The following is a 15,910-nucleotide window of genomic DNA, read 5'->3' as shown; positions in this document are numbered from 1 at the left end:
CGAACGGGTCCAGGCGCTAACTGGACTACACATACACACGGTCAATCAACCGATATTGGCATGATCACGGTTCGATTCCGTGAATCGGCGTTAGGCGGCCACAGCGGCGAGGTTCCTCCCGTACCCATCCCGAACACGGAAGATAAGCTCGCCTGCGTATCGGCAACTACTGGAGTGGGCGACCCTCTGGGAACGTCGATTCGCCGCCCCACTCATACTTCATCTTAAGCCTCGTCGAGCGACAGCAGTGTCGCTCGGCGGGGCTTTTTGCATTTCATACGCGGAGTACATCCTGAATAGGATAGCAGCAGGTTTGTCGATCTCGAGCAGTCACACTTCCTCACAAGCCGGAGAACTTTGATCCTCCTCGTGGTCGAGCGAGGTATGGAACTCGAGCTCGATGACAGCGCGGCACTGGTAACGGCATCCTCGAGCGGACTCGGGTTGGCGAGCGCGCGGGCACTCCTCGAGGGAGGAGCGAACGTGACGATTTGCGGACGCGATGCGGACCGTCTCGAGCGGGCGCGCGATGATTTCGCCGAGAGCAACGCAGCAGGGGACGTGATCGCCGTCCAAGCAGATATCACGGATCCCGACGATATCTCTCGGCTCGTGAGTCAGACCGTCGACGAGTTCGGTGGTCTCGATCACCTCGTGACGTCGGCGGGCGGGCCGCCGAGTACGACCTTTCTCGAGACGGACGAGCAGGACTGGTATCAGGCCTACGACCTGCTGGTAATGAGCGTCGTCTGGACGATCGAGGAGGCGTACGAGCACCTGCTCGAGTCGGAGCAGGGAACGGTCACGTGTATCACCTCGCGAACGGTTCGGGAGGTTGCTGACGGCCTTTTGCTGTCGAATTCGGTTCGGCGGAGCGTGGTCGGACTCGTGAAAACGATCTCGCGGGAGTTCGCGCCGGAGATTCGGGCGAACGCGGTGCTCCCGGGGACGATCGAGACATCGCGTATTGAGGAGTTAATTGAGGCGAGGATTGACCGCGGGACGTACGACGATTACGAAGCGGGCCTCGCGGAGCTTGCGAGCGAGATTCCGATGGATCGAATCGGCGAACCCCACGAGCTGGGCGAAGTCGTCGCCTTCCTCTCGAGTCCGCGGGCGAGTTTCGTCAACGGCGCCGAGATACCGATCGACGGTGGGTTGTTGCGAAGCTAGAGCCGTCCATCGGTCCGTGTTCTGACTGGTCCCGAATCGTAACGTTCTCGAGGGCGCTGTGGTGACTGCGGGTGTGGCTGGTCGATCGCTTCGTCGCTGGGATGAGTTCTCTGGAGCGGTGCGGGCTGCGGGCTCCGTCGCGTTGATCGCGACGCCTGCTGCACTGCTCAGTAGTGCCGTGTTCGATATGCTCGAAAACCCGCTCAGTTTCAGTACGGTTGGATTCGAAACCTTACTCGCGCTTACGATTACGCTTGCGGGGACGGTTGTCGTCGCCGATGAGCGCAGAGGCGGACGTGTGCTCGAGAGCGATGCCGTCGGGGTCGATCGAACGGATGCGATCGACGTACTCGCGGTCGCGGCGGGTGCAGGAGTCGCCTACCTGCTGAGCGTTCCGGTCGGCCTCGGACCGGTGGTCGCCTCGGCCGTCGTCGGCGTGATCGCTGGCGTTGGATTCGCCGAGATTGACGTTCCGATCTACTGCGGGTCGTTCGTCGGGATGGTGTCGCCTTCCGTAATCCCGTCGCTCGAGTACGTCGGCATCGCGGGACTCGTCGCCGGCCTCGCATTCGTCGCAACGACGGAGGCGTTCGGCGGTTTCGGTGGCAAACTCGGGACGATCGCACTGTTCGGCTGTGCGTCGACGGTAGCGCTGACGGGGCTCGAGTACGCGGCTGCGGGGTCGCCGGCGTGGGATCTCGCGTGGGTCGTGGTTCCGGTGGCGATCGTCGGGGCTGTCGGGACTGTACTCCTGAGCCGCCATCTGCAGTTCGGCGCAGTGGTTGGTTCCGGCGCCGTCGGCCTCGGAGCCGGGCTCGGATTTCCCGCGCTCGCTCCGGACATCGGATCGACGCTGGCGGCTGTCGCCTTTTGCGCTTCGTTCGTCGGAATGTCGAGTCCGGATCGGTTAGCAACGGCGCAGATCGCCGGTGCGGGAGCCGCATCCGGGCTGCTCTATCTCACTGTCCGTCCCGCATTTGTTGGAGCCGGTGGGAAACTCGGAACGGTCGCGTTCGCCTCGTGTCTCACCCTCGCCGGCATCGGTAGGCTGTCCGAGAGCGTGTCGGCGCGAATCGGGCAGTGGTGACGGTTCGGAGACCCGTTACCGTCAGTCGGCCGAGAGCGAACAGGTCCCTTCGTAGGTCGCGTCTTCGACGGATTCGATCTCGGGCTCGTCCCCACAGACCGGACACGACGGGTTCGAGCGCATCTCGACCGTCTCGAAGCTCATGTCCATCGCGTCGTACATCAGCAGGCGCCCCTCGAGCAGTTCGCCCTTGCCGAGCAGGTACTTGACGACCTCGGTGGCCTGGATACAGCCGACGGTGCCGGGGAGGACGCCGAGGACGCCGGTGGTCGCACAGTCCGGAACGGTACCGGGTTCCGGTGCTTCGGGGAACAGACAGCGGTAGCAGGGCGGAGCCTCGCCGTCGCCGCCGCGCTCGTTCGTGAACGTCGTCACCTGGCCTTCGAACCGGTAGATCGCGCCGTGGGAGAGCGGCGTCTCCGTGAGCACGCAGTGATCGTTGAGCAGGTACCGGGTCGCGAAGTTGTCACTCGCATCGAGGACGACGTCGTACCCGGCAACGAGGTCGCCGACGTTGGCCGCGGTGAGACGCGTCTCGTACGTTTCGACGTCGATATCCGGGTTCAACGCCGCCACGTAGTCGGCTGCGCTCTCGACTTTCGGGCGGCCGACGTCGCCGTCGCCGTGGACGATCTGGCGCTGCAGGTTCGACCGTTCGACGACGTCGTCGTCGACGATGCCCAGCCGGCCGATTCCGGCCGCTGCGAGGTACTGGATCGCCGGCGATCCCAGACCGCCCGCGCCGACGACGAGGACGCTCCCCTCGAGCAGTCGCTGTTGGCCCTCGGGACCGATCTCGTCCATGATCACGTGTCGCGAGTATCGATCGAGTTGTGTCGCGTCGAGGCGGAGATCGCTCATACCTCGACGTAGGGCCGAGACCGGGAAAAACCCGCGGGTAGTCGCCGCCCGTGCGCGTTTGCCTCCGCGGTTGCGCTGACTTATACGTCCGACGTATGTGGGTGTATAGCAAAGATGAGGCAGATCATCGGGGCAACCCAACGATTTAATACTGTGCCTAGCATTGACACACGTATGGCATCCTCACCCAATGGTGCCGGTGACGACGTTTTTGACCAGTTCCTTACCGACCGCGGCCACTCAGTCGACGAAGTAGGGTGGGAGCAGGAGTATAACAAGAAGCAGTGCCCGGAGTGTGGCGGCCTCCACGATACGGCCGCCGACATCTGTTCCGTCTGCGGCTGGGAGCCGGCGGCCTGACTGATCGTCGGTACCTGTCGATTTCGTCGTCGTTCGTCGGTCTGGCGACGTCCCCTCGTTTTCGGTTTTGTTCGTTCTGTGGATCGATGCGAGCCACTGAGCCGTTGATTCAACCTTCGTTCCATCCTGCATATACGATACAATTATAGTGTATTATTTCCCAATAGATAGAACGTAAAACCATGCCGGAATGTCAGAACTGCGGTTCGTTCGTGACCGACGCGTACGCTCGAGTGTTCACGCCGCCCGGCGTCGACGACCCGCGCGTCTGTCCGGACTGCCAGGACAAGATCCGCGACGGTGCGGAGGTCCGCGCCGCCCGCTCGCCGCGGAATCCGTGACCGATCTCCGAAGATCCGTATTGGCCGCCCAGTCCCCGATCGCACTGTCGATTTCTCCCCGTACAGAACCCACGTCACTTAAGAGTATCGCGCCCTTGAATGGGTACAATGGCTACCACGGAGACGAAGGTGACCCGGCTGTTCGGTGGTCCGGGAAGCGGGAAGACGACCGCGCTTCTCGACCACGTCGAAGAAATCCTCGATCAGGACGGCGTTACGTTCCGGGATATCCTCGTCGTCTCGTACACGCGAGCGGCAGCCCAGGAGGTTCGCGAACGACTGGCCGAGCGACTCGACGAGAGTCCGCGTGCGCTGCAGGGCAACGTCTGTACGATGCACGCGAAGGCCTACGATCTGCTGGATCTCTCCCGCAGCGACGTGATCGGCGAATCCGAGAAGGAAGAGTTCTGCGAAGAGTACGGCCTCGAGTTCGAGGACGAGTACAGCGGCGCCGGTCGCCGGACCGCCCGCTCGACGACGATCGGGAACAAGATCATCGCCACGAGCCAGTGGCTCCAGCGGACCAGCCGCGACGTTTCTGACTGGTACGACGTTCCCTTCCAGTGGGACGAAGAGGAGGTCCGCCTTCCACCCGAGATCGACCCGAACGCCCAGGAGGGCAACAAGTACACGCCCACCTGGCCAAGCGACGACGACCGGATCGACGTCCCCGAAGCGATCCGGGCGTGGCGCTCGTTCAAGGGCGAGCAGGGCAAGATCGGCTTCGCCGACATGTTAGAGCGCGTCAAGCAGCGCTCGCTGCTGCCCAGCGTCGACTACCTGGTGATCGACGAGTTTCAGGACATCACCACGCTCCAGTACGACGTCTACGACGAGTGGAAACCCCACATGGAGCAGGTTCTGATCGCCGGCGACGACGACCAGGTCGTCTACTCCTGGCAGGGCGCCGACCCCGCCCTGCTCCTCGAGGAAGAGGTCGACGAGGACATTATTCTGCCGAACTCCTACCGTCTCCCGTCGAACGTCCTCAACGCGGTCAACCAGGAGATTCGCCACATCGAGAAGCGACAGGACAAGGACCTCAAACCCCGCAAGGAAGGCGGTGCGGTCGAGGCGCGGGCGAACGCCTCGATGCTCGACGTCGTCCGGAACGTTCGACGGACGCTCGTCGAAACGGACGGCAGCGTCATGGTGCTGTTCCGGGCGCGCTACCAGATGTTCCAGTTCATCGACGAGTTCATCACCGAAGGGATTCCGTTCACGTCGCTGACCGACCAGCGGATGTGGACCGACCGCCTCACCCAGTACGTCCGCGCCGTCGAGGCGATCGACGCGGGCGAGGACGTCACCGGGTTGCAGGCCCGCCGGCTCGCGGACATGCTTCAGGAGTCGGCCTTCGGCACCAAGGAGCGCGACGACCTCTTCGACACCATCGACGAGCGCCAGGAAGAGTCCGGTATCGACGACCTCCAAGCGCTAATGATCCCCGCCGAAGTCGTCGAGGACCACGTTCCGTTCATGCCCGGCCCCGCGTCGGCGGCCGATATGGTCCGGAAGGTGACTAACTTCCAGAAGAAGAGCGTCCGCTCGTACTTCGCGATCGGCGAGTACCTCGGGATGGAGACCGACCGCGTCCGCGTCGGCACGATCCACTCCGCCAAGGGTCGCGAGGCCGACCACGTCATCGTCGGCACCGACCTCACCGAGAAGGTCGTCGAGCAGATGGTCGCGACCGTCGACGACCCCGAGGACGTCCCCGGCGTCGAGGAGTTCACCAAGTCCACCTCGCCCGTGCCCGTCCTGACCGACAACGAACGGCGCGTCTTCTACGTCGGCATGTCCCGGGCCCGCGAACGGCTCGTCCTCCTCGAGAACTTAGTCGACGGCGCGCCGACCCTGCCGATCGACGTCCTGTTGCACAACGAACTCACCGACAGGACCCTCGAGGACCTCGTCGAGGAGGCCCAGCAGCCGACCGAGTCCGACGACGACGATGACGAAGCGGAAGTCGAACCCGAAGCGGGCGCGGAAGCACCGTAAGCCGTGACCGACGGATCGTTTCGCTCCGACGACGACACCGAGAGCGACGCCGCTGTCCCAGGAACCGAACTGGCCGCCCTCGAGGCTGACCGTCTCGAGGCGGTACTCGACGACGAACTCGCGTCCCGCGGTGCAGCCGCGTTTGTCCACGCGGGCACCATCCGCGATCCAGCGCTCCGGTACTGCCTGCAGCTATCGTCCGCGAGACGCTTCGCGGCAGCCGGGTCCGACGAGGCTAGCCTCGGCGACTTGAGCGGGACTCGAGCGCGGACAGTCCTCGCGATCGGCTACGACGGAACCGACTGGCTGTGCCGGTCGTCGGCTGCATCCGGGACCCACCCCGCGGTCGAACTCGCGAGTGACCTCTCGGAGCGTGTATCGACGGCTGACGGAAGCGAGGACTCCGAAGGGGGCAACGGCGCGACCGTCCTGGCACCGTCCACGATCCCTCACGACGCCGCGCTCTACCTCGAGAACGAGGGCGAGCTCTCGCTCGCCTCGACGGATGCAATCGACCGCGCTCGAGCGGAAAAGACCGACGGCGAACGAGTTCGCATCGAGACTGCACAGCGCGGCGCAGCCGCCGGCATTCGCCGCGGTGCCTCGGTGCTCGCGTCGGCGACGGCCGAGGACGGACGGCTCGTCGTCGACGGCGCGCCGTTGACGGCTACCCGGCTCCGGACCGTAATCGACGAGGCGATCGTCGGGGCCGGGGCGTTCCCTGCGGGCAATACCGTCGTCGACTTCCCCGCGAGCGACGGAGCCGACTCCGCACTTCGGCCCGGCGAGCCGATCGTCCTCTCGGCGACACCGCAAGGACCCGACGGCTACCACGGCCGCCTCGCGCGCACGCTCGTCGTCGACAGCGACGGGGGGCGAGAACGGCGCGCCCACGTCGCCGTCACCCAGGCGTTCCGCTCGAGTCGAGCAATGTTGACCGCGGGCACGGAATCCGTGACCGCCGTCGAAGCCGACCTCGAGGCCGAGATCCGCGCGTTCGGCGAGGATGGCGGGATCGAGACGCGGGTAGCGGGCATCGGCCTCGAGCCGCGCGAGCGACCGCTCGCCGGCGGTGACGACATCGGACCGGGCAGCGTCGTCTGTCTCGAGGCGGCCGTCGATCTCGACGGCGGAAGCGACGATCAAAACGCGGACAGCGAGGGCACCTGGATACGGATTGCCGATGTCTTCACAAAGGGTGAGGGGGCCGACGACGGGCGGACCACCGTCGAGCGACTCGCTACCCTCTCGCGCTCGCTCGAGCCGACGGCGCTGCTCAGGAACGAGTGAGCGGGCTGACGGCTGCCTAGTGATCACTTCACGTCTCCGGTCGGCTCCGCCTCGGTTGTCGACGCGTCGTAGGCCGTCTCGCGATCCGCGTCGAGCACGAACGGCCCCTCCTCGGGCGTCCGCTTGGTCACCGTCGCCGCGCGGAAGACGTAGGAGGTGAGCACGGCGTAGGGTGCGAGCGCGATCGTGTACGCGAGGCTGATGAAGACCGTTAGCGGGGTGTAGCCGAAGACGGTGACGTTCGGGAACAGTCCCGTATTGAGCGCGAGCAGCACGTATGTGATGAAGATGATGGTCGGCAAGGAGACCGTCAGCAGCGTCGTCGAGAGATCGGAAAGCTCGAGCTTGTAGTACAGCGTTTTGAAGTACTCGCGACAGACCATGAGCGTGCGTAGCGTGTCCATGATCTCCTCGATTACCTGCCGTTCGGCGTCGGTCAGTCGCTCGTCGTACTTCGTCAGGATGCGCCGTGCCTGGTAGAGCTGCCACGAGGAATCGTAGTTCAGTCCCGTGAGAAGTTCGTCGGTCGAGCCGTTCGGAACGCGCGAGAGCGTCGTCAGGACCTCTTCGGTGTTGGCGTGGATGTCGGTACGGAGCCGCTCGACCTCGTCGCGGTACCCCTGTCCGCGGTCGGCGTCGCCGTCGAGTTGCTGGAGTTCGTCCGCCCGCTCCTTGATCGAGCGGAGAACGACCGCGGTGAACTGGCCTGGCCGCGCCGGACTCACGTCGACGATGCCGTGGTCCTCGATCTGTCCCTGGAAGTCGATTGTCGTCTCGACCCGCTCGGACTGATTGCCCAGCGAGGTGAGTTCCTGCGAAATCCCCACCGCGGCGATGGAAACGACGATCGAGACCAGCAAGATCGTTCCCGAGAGGAGGGTGTTGAACACCGTCTGGATTATCGTCGTCTCGCTCAACAGCTCCTGGTACTCGATCGGCCAAACGCCACCCATCACCAGAAGGACGGCGAAGACGGTGGCGAGCAGTCCGACGGCGACACGTTCGCGGTTCCCGTCGAACAGGATCCACCGCTTGATCCGGTTCTCGCTCGAGCGGTCGATCCGCCTGCCGGACGTACTACCGCGGAGGCGATTCCGGAGGGACTGTTTTACTGAATCTCCGTCGACCATCGGTGGGTGTCCGACAGTCGCGACGAGTAAATAGCTACCACCGGCTGTCACCGCTTCGTCGTCCCTGCTATCTTCCGGTTGTGCGTATCGGACCCCGAAGCCGCTATCGCCGTCGGCTGGATCAAATGAAGCCGCCTCGAGCGGCCGACGAGACTGCGTCGAATCGGTGTCGGTCGGTTGGATGAGAAGCTAGGAGTCCTGCTCGTCGTTTGGTTCTGGGTCCGGCTCTGGCTCCTTCACTACCGATCCGAGGACCCGTTTGGCGAACATCCCAGGGATGTCTCCCGGCGTCGGGATCCAGTGTTGCAGTCCGACCAGCCCGACGGCGAGCACGAGCAGTATCGCTCCGGTCGTCGTCTCGCCGCGGACGAGCAGGAACTCGAGTCCCGCGAGCGCAGCGGGAATCGCGAGGACGAGGGTGCTCGCGAGTTTAATCGTGTCGATGATACCGGCCATTGGGTACCGGTAGCGCGCGTATTGGCAAAAGCGCGACGACTGTCTCTCGAGTCGGTTCGACCCTCTCCTCGGATCTCGCCCTGGAGAGTAACGGAACTGGAACGCGTCTCGCCTTCGGAACGTCTTTATCCGTCGCGGGGAACTCTCCGGTATGTTCACGGGAATCGTCGAGGAGACCGGCGACATCGTCGCGCGCGAGCGCACCGACGACGGACTCCGGCTCCGGATCGGCGCCGACGAGGTCGCGACCGACCTCGAGCACGGCCAGAGCATCAGCGTCAGCGGCGCGTGTCTCACGGTCGAAGACTACGCGGACGGCGAGTGGTTCGAGGTCTTCCTCGCCAGCGAGACCGTCGAGCGGACCTATCTGGGCGACCTCGAGGCGGGCGACGCGGTCAATCTCGAGCGCGCGATGCCGGCCGACGGGCGGTTCGACGGCCACGTCGTGCAGGGCCACGTCGACGCGGTCGCGACGGTGACGAACGTCGAGTCGGTCGAGGAGGACTGGTTCTTCGAGTTCGACCTCCCCGAGGGCTACGAGCGCTACGTCGTCGAGAAGGGCTCGATCACCCTCGACGGCATCAGCCTGACCGTCGCCGAGTTCGATCCCGAGGCCGGCCGGGTCACCGTCGCCATCATCCCGACGACCTACGAACTCACAACGCTCTCCGCGAAGGAGCCCGGCGACCCCGTCCACCTCGAGGTCGACGTGCTCTCGAAGTACGTCGAACGGCTGCTCGAGGCGCGGTTCGACTGACGGCGCCACACCGATCGTCTCTAGTCGTGCTCCTCGAGGTGCTGTTGACACCGCCGTAGCAACGCCGTCTGCCGCTCGAGTAGTTCAGTGACCTGCTCGATCCGCTCCCGCCGGTCGAATTCGTCGGTAGACTGCAGTTCGCGGACTCGCTCGAGGTGCGCTGAGAGTTCTCGGCTCAGGTCCTCGTCTCCGTCCGCAATCCGGGAGTGCGTTTCCTCGAGGCTCGCGAGCGCCTTATCTATCGACTGCTCGGCGTCGGTTCCGGCGTCGCCCTGATTCGGTTCACTCGTCGCGCTCGTTCCCAGCATCGCCGTGACGCCGTTCGTGTAGCTCTGCGCGGCCGTTCCCGCGAACTCGAGCGTTCCTCGCTGTGCGAATAGTGGACCCGCGAGCGCAGCCCGGGCCGCGTTTCGCTGGGCAGTCGCGCCCAGTTTGGCCACAGCTCGGTTCGTGCCGAGCGCCATACGCTGGGCGGCGACAGCCGCCGTGAGAGGTGCGGTTGCGGCCGAGCCGGCCGCGGATCGGGTCCGGGAATCCCCTTCCGGTGACGGGCGCCTCGGTCGCTCGCCGTTCGATTCCGGCGTCTCGTCCCTCTCGCCGTCGGTATCGTCCGCTTCTGCCGTCGGTGCGTCCTCGTCGGTTAGCTCTCGGTGCATCGCCGTTCCGGGCCCCGTATCGACGTCGACCCGCTGTCCCGCCGGCCCGGACTCCGGTTCCGATTCGCGTTCCGACTCGTCGCCGAACGTCGACGTCGATTCGGCCGACTCCGTCGCGGCGGCGTCGATCCCCGGTTCGATCTCGAGCGCTGGATCGCTGCCTTCGTCTTGGGTCTCATCGGCCGTCCCGCCCGCTGCACTGTCATCTGCTTCGTCCGACTCGACAGCCGCCTCGAGACCTGGCCCGGTCTCGAGTTCGTCCGCCGGATCCGTCGACTCGGCGTCGGGCGCTGGAGCGTCGCTGTCGCTCTCGTCGACCGCGGCTTCGATATCGACGCCCCGGTCCACTTCGTCCGCGAGGTTCCCTTCGGCCGCGACGGATTCAGCGCCGCTTCCCTCGTCGGGCGAATCGGTATCGTCAGCGGAGCCGCCGACATCCTCGAGCGAGCGGGTTCCGGACCCGATGTTCGGTTCGTCGGCGAGGGTCGTCGTTTCCTCGTCCGTCCCTTCTTCGCCGCGATCCGTGGTTTCGGTCGTTGAATCGGGCTGGGGTACCGGGTCATCGATCGCCGGCTCGCCGACCCGATTCGGCCGTTCGGCCGCAGTCGCGTCCGCGATGTCGATCGAATCGTCGTCGGACTCGAGGTCCGAGTCCGACGCCGGCGCTGCATCCTTGTCCGTGTCCGCATCTGGTCCGATATCAGCGGTCTCGGCTCGCTCGTCATCGTCGCTATCGCTCGAGGTGAGCGGCTCGATCGGGCTCGACGTTCCGTCTCCGGGTTCGGATTCAGAGTCGCGGCCGGTCGAGGTCCCCTCGCGCTGAGCCTCGATATCGCCCGCAGTTACCCCCTCGCGGTCGCGTTCTGAGTCCCGATCTCGTTCGCGCTCGGCGCCACCCTCCCCGTTCGGTCCGTATTGCGGCTCGGGTGGGGTTGCGGAGCCGATCGGTTCGTCGACAGCGTCGTTCTCGGCGTCGGTACCGCTCGCTCGGTCTCCGGTCGCGAGTTCGCCGTCCGAATCGTCCGTTTCGAGGCCCCGCTCCGAGTCGTCCGTTGCGATACCGCGGTCCTGGTCCAGTTCGTCGTCGCCGACGGTGGGTTCCGGCTCGGCGCCGTTTGCCGTTCGGTCGTCGATCTCGGTTGGTGATGCCGCGTCCCCGGGCTGGTCCTCCGACGACGCGTCGGCATCGGTCGGCGTCCGTTCCGCAGCTGGCGTCGACGCGTCGGTCGCACCGTCCGCCGGCGTCGCCTCGAGACGAATCGTCTCGGGCGTAATCTCGTCGACGGCGTCCGCGCGAATCGTCATCGTATCCGCGGGTGTCTGGCGCCAGCCCAGCGCCGCCTTGATCGAGTCGACCATTCCGGAGCGGGGCTCGACTCGAGCAGTCTCCCCGTCGACGTCGGTCACGGTCCCGATCACCTCCCCGTTGGCGTTCTCGACCCGCTTCTCGAGGTCGTCGTCGGTGAACGTCGTCATGGGTGGGTCTGCGCCGCTCCGGCCCAAGCCGGTGGTGCCTGCACCAGCGTGTCCAGATTCGATAATCTCGAGAATGAGCGGGTGAGTATCCGTATTTCCTGACTGGCTCACCGCTGCGGCGGATCGAACTCGGTGAGCTCCGACCGCGGCGGGTCGCCGGTGTCGTCCCTGACGGTGCGGTAGGTGCGCCGGTAGCGGTCGATCTTCCGGTAGAGGTAGTAGCCGATCGCCAGGTCGTAGGCGACGACGTAGCCGATGAACGCGAGTCCGAACCCGATGGGGTAGGTCGAGGCGATCAGGTCGGGGACGATGCCGACCGTGACGTTGTAGGTCGCGTGGACGAACGCGGCCACCAGCAGCCCCTTGACGACGAGCGGTCCCGAGTGACGGGGGTTGAACTTCGCGAGCCCGAGGTAGTAGCCGGCGATCGCGGAGTAGATGACGTGGCCCGGGCCGACGAGCGCGCGGACGGTCGTGATCCCCGTCGCGGCGGTTACCAGCCCGACGTCGGTCTGTGCGACCGTGCCGGTGATGTAGATCGCGTTCTCGATCGCGGCGAAGCCGAGGCCGGCGACGGCACCGTAGACGGCTCCGTCGATGACCGCGTCGAACGACTCGCTCCGGTAGGCGAAGGTCCGGACCGCGAGCAGTTTGACGCTCTCTTCGACGGGACCGACGATCAGGTAGAAAAAGAGTACGGTGCCGACGACCGGAATCGCCTGGAGCCGCGGGCCGACCAGCGAGTTCACGACCGCCGCGAACGTCGCGAACAGCACGGCGAGGACGAACGTCGCGACGAGTAATCCGAGCGGTTCGCTCGAGGTAATATCCGTGTACCAGATGAACCCGGCGAGTAGCGCCGCCGGGACGACCGAGAGCCCGAAGAACGCGCCGAGCCACGGCGTCCCGAGCGCGAGTTGGGCCGGCTGGACCAGTAACGCGATCGTGATCAGCAGCGCTACGAGGAAGACGATTCCCCGCAGCGTGTACCGAACGCCGGTATAAATCGAGTAGGCGAGCCGGTCCATCGCGGATCGCGGCTCCCACGTCGATACGTCGTAGAGGTCGGTCGACTCGTCGCTGGCTCGCTCGACCGGGTCGCGCCTGCGCTGCATATGCGTCGGTATACCTTCCCGTTTCGTAAGCGTTCGGCGCCAGATCCTAATATCGTATTATTACCCGATCCAATCTCAATATTGAATACACAACAGCGGACGGGTGCGGGTCGCCAAGCGAATCGATCAACCGAAACCGGACTCGCCGGACTCGGAATCCACAAAGGGCCGCCGTCCGAAGGCTCGCTCATGCACTTCGACCAGCGAACCCAGCAGGCGCTTCGCGACGTCGGCCTCGAGACCGACGACCTGCGAGCCGCCTCGGAAGCCGTCGTCGAGGCCGTCGAGGCGGACGCCGCGGCGCTCGAGGAGTTCTTCGAGCGCCACGAGACCGTTTATTCAGATATGGACATGGCCCACTCGAGCGCCGACTACCCCGAGCACGCGGTCGAGTACCTCGACCTGACGACCCACGCCGACGAGATGCGCGGCTGGCTCCGATTCGACACCTGGGGCGTCTACGTCGAGGACGGTCGGATTCTCGACGCCGACGCGGAGTACGTCGAACTGACGCTCGGCCCGACGATCGACGACCGGGTCCGGTTCGCGGCCGACCGCGAGACGCTGCGGTGATTTCCGTGCTCGAGGACGGATTCACGGGCGGTCGACGCCGGGATCGGAATCGGAACCAGAATCGGGATCGGGATCGGGATCAGGATCAGGGGCGAGCGGCGAGCGCACGCGAGGTGAGCCGATGACGACCGCACGCGTCCGCGGCATCTACACCACCGCGCTCACGCAACTCCTGAACGCGAACGGCCTCGAGATCGTCCAGGCCTCCGAGCCGATTCGGGAGCGGTTCGACGAGACGTTCGACGCGACGCCGGCGGACCTCCGACTCGAGACGACCCGCGACCGACAGGGCGTCGAGGTCTCCGGCGCTCCCGACGACGTCGCGGACGTCGTCGCCGAACTCGAGGGGCTCGCGATCGACACCTTCCGCTGGGCGGACGACGCACCGCGGGGTGCGGTCTTCGACGCGGAAGTGATCGACGCGGGCGGCGGCAGCGGCGCGACGGTCGATCTCGGCGATGGCCGCCGCGGCTATCTCAAGTACGACGATGTCGACGGCTACGTCGACGAGGGCAACCGTTACCGCGTGCAGGTCGCCGAACCGACGCCGCCGTGGGACGACGACGAACCTCGCGTCCGGCCGCTGCTCGCGATCGAGAGCGGGCTCTGTACGCTCTCCCGGGACCGCACGGGTGTCTCGGCGGTCGGCGGCGACGAGCGCGCCAGCGAACTCGTCGGGATGACCGACCTGCTCTCGACCGAGGTTCCCGACGGCTGGGGCCTGCGGTGGGAGCACGCCGCGGCCGACGCCGACCTCGAGGCGATGAACGCGGCCCTCGAGCGGGCCGTCGACCGCGTCGAGGCGCTCGAGGAGTCCCTGGCCGACGCGCCGGACGACCCCGGCGAGCCCGGCCGATTGGCTGCGCCGCGGCGGACTGACTGGTTCTGGTTCGGCCGCGAGTCGCGGTTCGCGCTGGACGAGCACCGTCGGCAGGTCGAGACGACGATGCCGGGCCACCACCGAACCAAGGCGGCCGATCGGGCCGCGAGCGCGGCGGTCGACTTCGCGGAGGCGGTCTGCGGATCGCTCGGCGACGACGAAACCGCAGGAGGGCCGGACCCGGACGCCGACGAGTTCCCCTTCGCCGCCGTCGCCCGCCAGTTCGGCCCGACCGAGGGCGACCGCCTCGAGATCGGCCACGGCAAACCCGACGGGCGGCGCATCTCGCTGGGCTACGGCGACGTCACCGACTGGGACGCCGACGGCTCGCTCACCCTCGAGCGCTCGATGCGCGGGGGCGGCAGCTACGACGCGCTCGGGGTCCCCAAAGAGGAGGGCGACGTCGCCGTGACGAAGTTCCGCGAGGGCCGCTGGTGGTACCCGACGACCTACAAGGCCGCCGACGGCTCGGCGAAGGGCACCTACGTCAACGTCTGTACGCCCGTGGAACTGTTCCCCGACGCGGTGCGGTACGTCGACCTCTACATCGACGTGATCCGCGTCGACGGCGACGTGGAAATCGTCGACGACGACGAACTCGAGGCCGCCGTCGAGGAAGGGCTAGTCTCGGAGCCGCTGGCCGAGAAGGCACGAAACGTCGCCGAAGCGGTGAAACGGGCGCTCTCGAAGTAGTCGTCCGTCGGTCCGTTTTCGGCGAGCTATTCGTCGCCTTCCAGATTCTGCGTTCCCGCTTTGGAGGAAGAGGAGTCGCGGTCGCCCTCCCGCTCCCGGACGTCTCTCTTGTCGGTCTCGTCCTCGGTCTCCGCCGGCGACGGCGGCGTCCCCTTCCCGCCCCGCCAGGTGAACAGCAACTCGCGGACGCTGAGCACCCGAATGTCGGGGAAGCGTTGCTGCTCGACCTGCGCGTAGTTCACCAGCGTAACGAGGAACACGCCGCCGACGGTGTTCCCGAGGAAGACCGGCAGCCAGAACTCGTGGACGACCGCCAGCGACGCGCCGTCGACGACGAACAGGTAGTAGAACACTTCGCACGCGGCCGTGATCACGTGAAAGAGTTCGGCTGCGGCGATCATGTAGAAGATGACGTAAATCAGCAGTAAGCGGGAGATCGTATCCCGCGACGCGTGGTCCAGCCACACGACGCCGGCGACCAGCCAGCCGGCGAACAGCGCCCGGTTGAAGACCGCCCACCAGCCGTGCTCGAGGCCGGTTCGGGCGAACTCCGCGCCGACCTGCGTCGCTTCCGGGTCGAGGACCCCGCCGTTCGCGATGAGGTACGCGCCCAGCGCCGCGCCGACGACGTTCCCGATGATGACAACGATCCAGACGCGGAGCAACAGCGGCAGGCTGGCGATGCGGGCCAGGACCAGCGCGACCGGCGGCAGCGTCTCCTCGGTGTAGAGCTGGTACTGGCCGAGGATGATGTAGATGAAGCCGATCGGGTAGAGAATCGCGCTCAGAAAGCTGTTCTCCGGGAACATCGTCGCGCCGATCGAGTGCCCGAGGAAGGTCAGCACGATCGCGAAGCCGGCGGCGAGGCCGCTGAAGAACAGGCGTTGCTTCGAGATGGCGATCTCCTCGTCGGCGCTCGCGAGCACGCGCTCGAAGATCTCGTCGGCCGAGAAGCGATCCCGGACCGCCCAGCCGGCTGCCGGCGCGCCGGATGCCGCACGGTCGATCGACTCGCGGATTTCCTCGCCCGTGCTCTCCTCGTCCTCCTCGCTCATGTGAAA

The 15,910-nt window shown here is 66.0% G+C and carries 15 protein-coding genes and 1 rRNA gene; 10 read left to right on the top strand and 6 right to left on the bottom strand.

Features of this window, described 5'->3' with window-relative positions; all coding sequences use genetic code 11:
- The first annotated feature begins 90 nt into the window (after positions 1 to 90).
- From rrf to ATJ93_RS07040, 3 genes are all read left to right on the top strand, one after another.
- Positions 91 to 212: ribosomal RNA gene (gene rrf / locus ATJ93_RS07050) — 5S ribosomal RNA — on the top strand.
- A 172-nt stretch (positions 213 to 384) separates the two neighbouring features.
- Positions 385 to 1,173 carry an SDR family oxidoreductase gene (locus ATJ93_RS07045; RefSeq protein WP_120243868.1) on the top strand — a complete coding sequence of 263 codons (789 nt, stop codon included), beginning with the start codon at positions 385 to 387 and terminating at the stop codon, positions 1,171 to 1,173.
- A gap of 298 nt (positions 1,174 to 1,471) precedes the next feature.
- Positions 1,472 to 2,260, top strand: coding sequence for a hypothetical protein (locus tag ATJ93_RS07040; RefSeq protein ID WP_342768851.1), 789 nt, complete (start codon positions 1,472 to 1,474; stop codon positions 2,258 to 2,260).
- Between the two features lie 21 nt (positions 2,261 to 2,281).
- Here the strand turns inward: ATJ93_RS07040 and ubaA are convergent, their stop codons facing one another.
- The gene (gene ubaA, locus ATJ93_RS07035; RefSeq protein ID WP_120243866.1) at positions 2,282 to 3,121 is read right to left on the bottom strand and encodes an SAMP-activating enzyme E1; all 840 of its coding nucleotides are present in this window, start codon (positions 3,119 to 3,121) and stop codon (positions 2,282 to 2,284) included.
- 174 nt (positions 3,122 to 3,295) lie between these two features.
- Here ubaA and ATJ93_RS07030 point away from each other — a divergent pair, with 174 nt between their 5' ends.
- The 4 genes from ATJ93_RS07030 to ATJ93_RS07020 all read left to right on the top strand — a co-directional run bounded on the left by ATJ93_RS07030 (position 3,296) and on the right by ATJ93_RS07020 (position 7,113).
- Entirely contained in the window at positions 3,296 to 3,481 is a 186-nt protein-coding gene (locus ATJ93_RS07030; protein ID WP_120243865.1) for an HVO_0416 family zinc finger protein, read from the top strand.
- A 182-nt stretch (positions 3,482 to 3,663) separates the two neighbouring features.
- Positions 3,664 to 3,822, top strand: a complete 159-nt coding sequence (locus ATJ93_RS23560) for a DUF7563 family protein (protein WP_013879502.1) — start codon at positions 3,664 to 3,666, stop codon at positions 3,820 to 3,822.
- A gap of 108 nt (positions 3,823 to 3,930) precedes the next feature.
- Positions 3,931 to 5,823, top strand: coding sequence for a UvrD-helicase domain-containing protein (locus tag ATJ93_RS07025; RefSeq protein WP_120243864.1), 1,893 nt, complete (start codon positions 3,931 to 3,933; stop codon positions 5,821 to 5,823).
- A gap of 3 nt (positions 5,824 to 5,826) precedes the next feature.
- The gene (locus ATJ93_RS07020; protein WP_120243863.1) at positions 5,827 to 7,113 is read left to right on the top strand and encodes a M24 family metallopeptidase; all 1,287 of its coding nucleotides are present in this window, start codon (positions 5,827 to 5,829) and stop codon (positions 7,111 to 7,113) included.
- A 23-nt stretch (positions 7,114 to 7,136) separates the two neighbouring features.
- Here ATJ93_RS07020 and ATJ93_RS07015 read toward each other — a convergent pair whose 3' ends face one another.
- A complete protein-coding gene (locus tag ATJ93_RS07015; protein WP_120243862.1) occupies positions 7,137 to 8,243 on the bottom strand; it encodes a hypothetical protein in 1,107 nt (368 codons plus the stop codon).
- A gap of 189 nt (positions 8,244 to 8,432) precedes the next feature.
- The gene (locus ATJ93_RS07010) at positions 8,433 to 8,699 is read right to left on the bottom strand and encodes a DUF7533 family protein (protein WP_120243861.1); all 267 of its coding nucleotides are present in this window, start codon (positions 8,697 to 8,699) and stop codon (positions 8,433 to 8,435) included.
- Positions 8,700 to 8,850: 151 nt separating this feature from the next.
- Here ATJ93_RS07010 and ATJ93_RS07005 point away from each other — a divergent pair, with 151 nt between their 5' ends.
- A complete protein-coding gene (locus tag ATJ93_RS07005; RefSeq protein WP_120243860.1) occupies positions 8,851 to 9,456 on the top strand; it encodes a riboflavin synthase in 606 nt (201 codons plus the stop codon).
- 20 nt (positions 9,457 to 9,476) lie between these two features.
- Here ATJ93_RS07005 and ATJ93_RS07000 read toward each other — a convergent pair whose 3' ends face one another.
- The gene (locus tag ATJ93_RS07000) at positions 9,477 to 11,588 is read right to left on the bottom strand and encodes a PRC-barrel domain-containing protein (protein WP_120243859.1); all 2,112 of its coding nucleotides are present in this window, start codon (positions 11,586 to 11,588) and stop codon (positions 9,477 to 9,479) included.
- A 107-nt stretch (positions 11,589 to 11,695) separates the two neighbouring features.
- Positions 11,696 to 12,703: a PrsW family intramembrane metalloprotease gene (locus ATJ93_RS06995; protein ID WP_120243858.1), complete on the bottom strand. Its 1,008-nt coding sequence runs from the start codon at positions 12,701 to 12,703 to the stop codon at positions 11,696 to 11,698.
- A gap of 189 nt (positions 12,704 to 12,892) precedes the next feature.
- Here ATJ93_RS06995 and ATJ93_RS06990 point away from each other — a divergent pair, with 189 nt between their 5' ends.
- Together ATJ93_RS06990 and ATJ93_RS06985 are read left to right on the top strand one after the other, a co-directional pair.
- A complete protein-coding gene (locus tag ATJ93_RS06990) occupies positions 12,893 to 13,276 on the top strand; it encodes a DUF7532 family protein (protein ID WP_120243857.1) in 384 nt (127 codons plus the stop codon).
- 121 nt (positions 13,277 to 13,397) lie between these two features.
- Positions 13,398 to 14,849: a DUF402 domain-containing protein gene (locus ATJ93_RS06985; RefSeq protein WP_120243856.1), complete on the top strand. Its 1,452-nt coding sequence runs from the start codon at positions 13,398 to 13,400 to the stop codon at positions 14,847 to 14,849.
- A gap of 26 nt (positions 14,850 to 14,875) precedes the next feature.
- Here ATJ93_RS06985 and ATJ93_RS06980 read toward each other — a convergent pair whose 3' ends face one another.
- Positions 14,876 to 15,904, bottom strand: coding sequence for a formate/nitrite transporter family protein (locus ATJ93_RS06980; protein WP_120243855.1), 1,029 nt, complete (start codon positions 15,902 to 15,904; stop codon positions 14,876 to 14,878).
- Positions 15,905 to 15,910: the final 6 nt, after the last annotated feature.

It is taken from the genome of Halopiger aswanensis, from assembly GCF_003610195.1.
In the GTDB taxonomy this organism is placed as follows: Archaea; Halobacteriota; Halobacteria; order Halobacteriales; family Natrialbaceae; genus Halopiger; species Halopiger aswanensis.
Note: the sequence above shows the minus strand (reverse complement) of the source record. Positions and strands in the feature narration are given on the sequence as shown.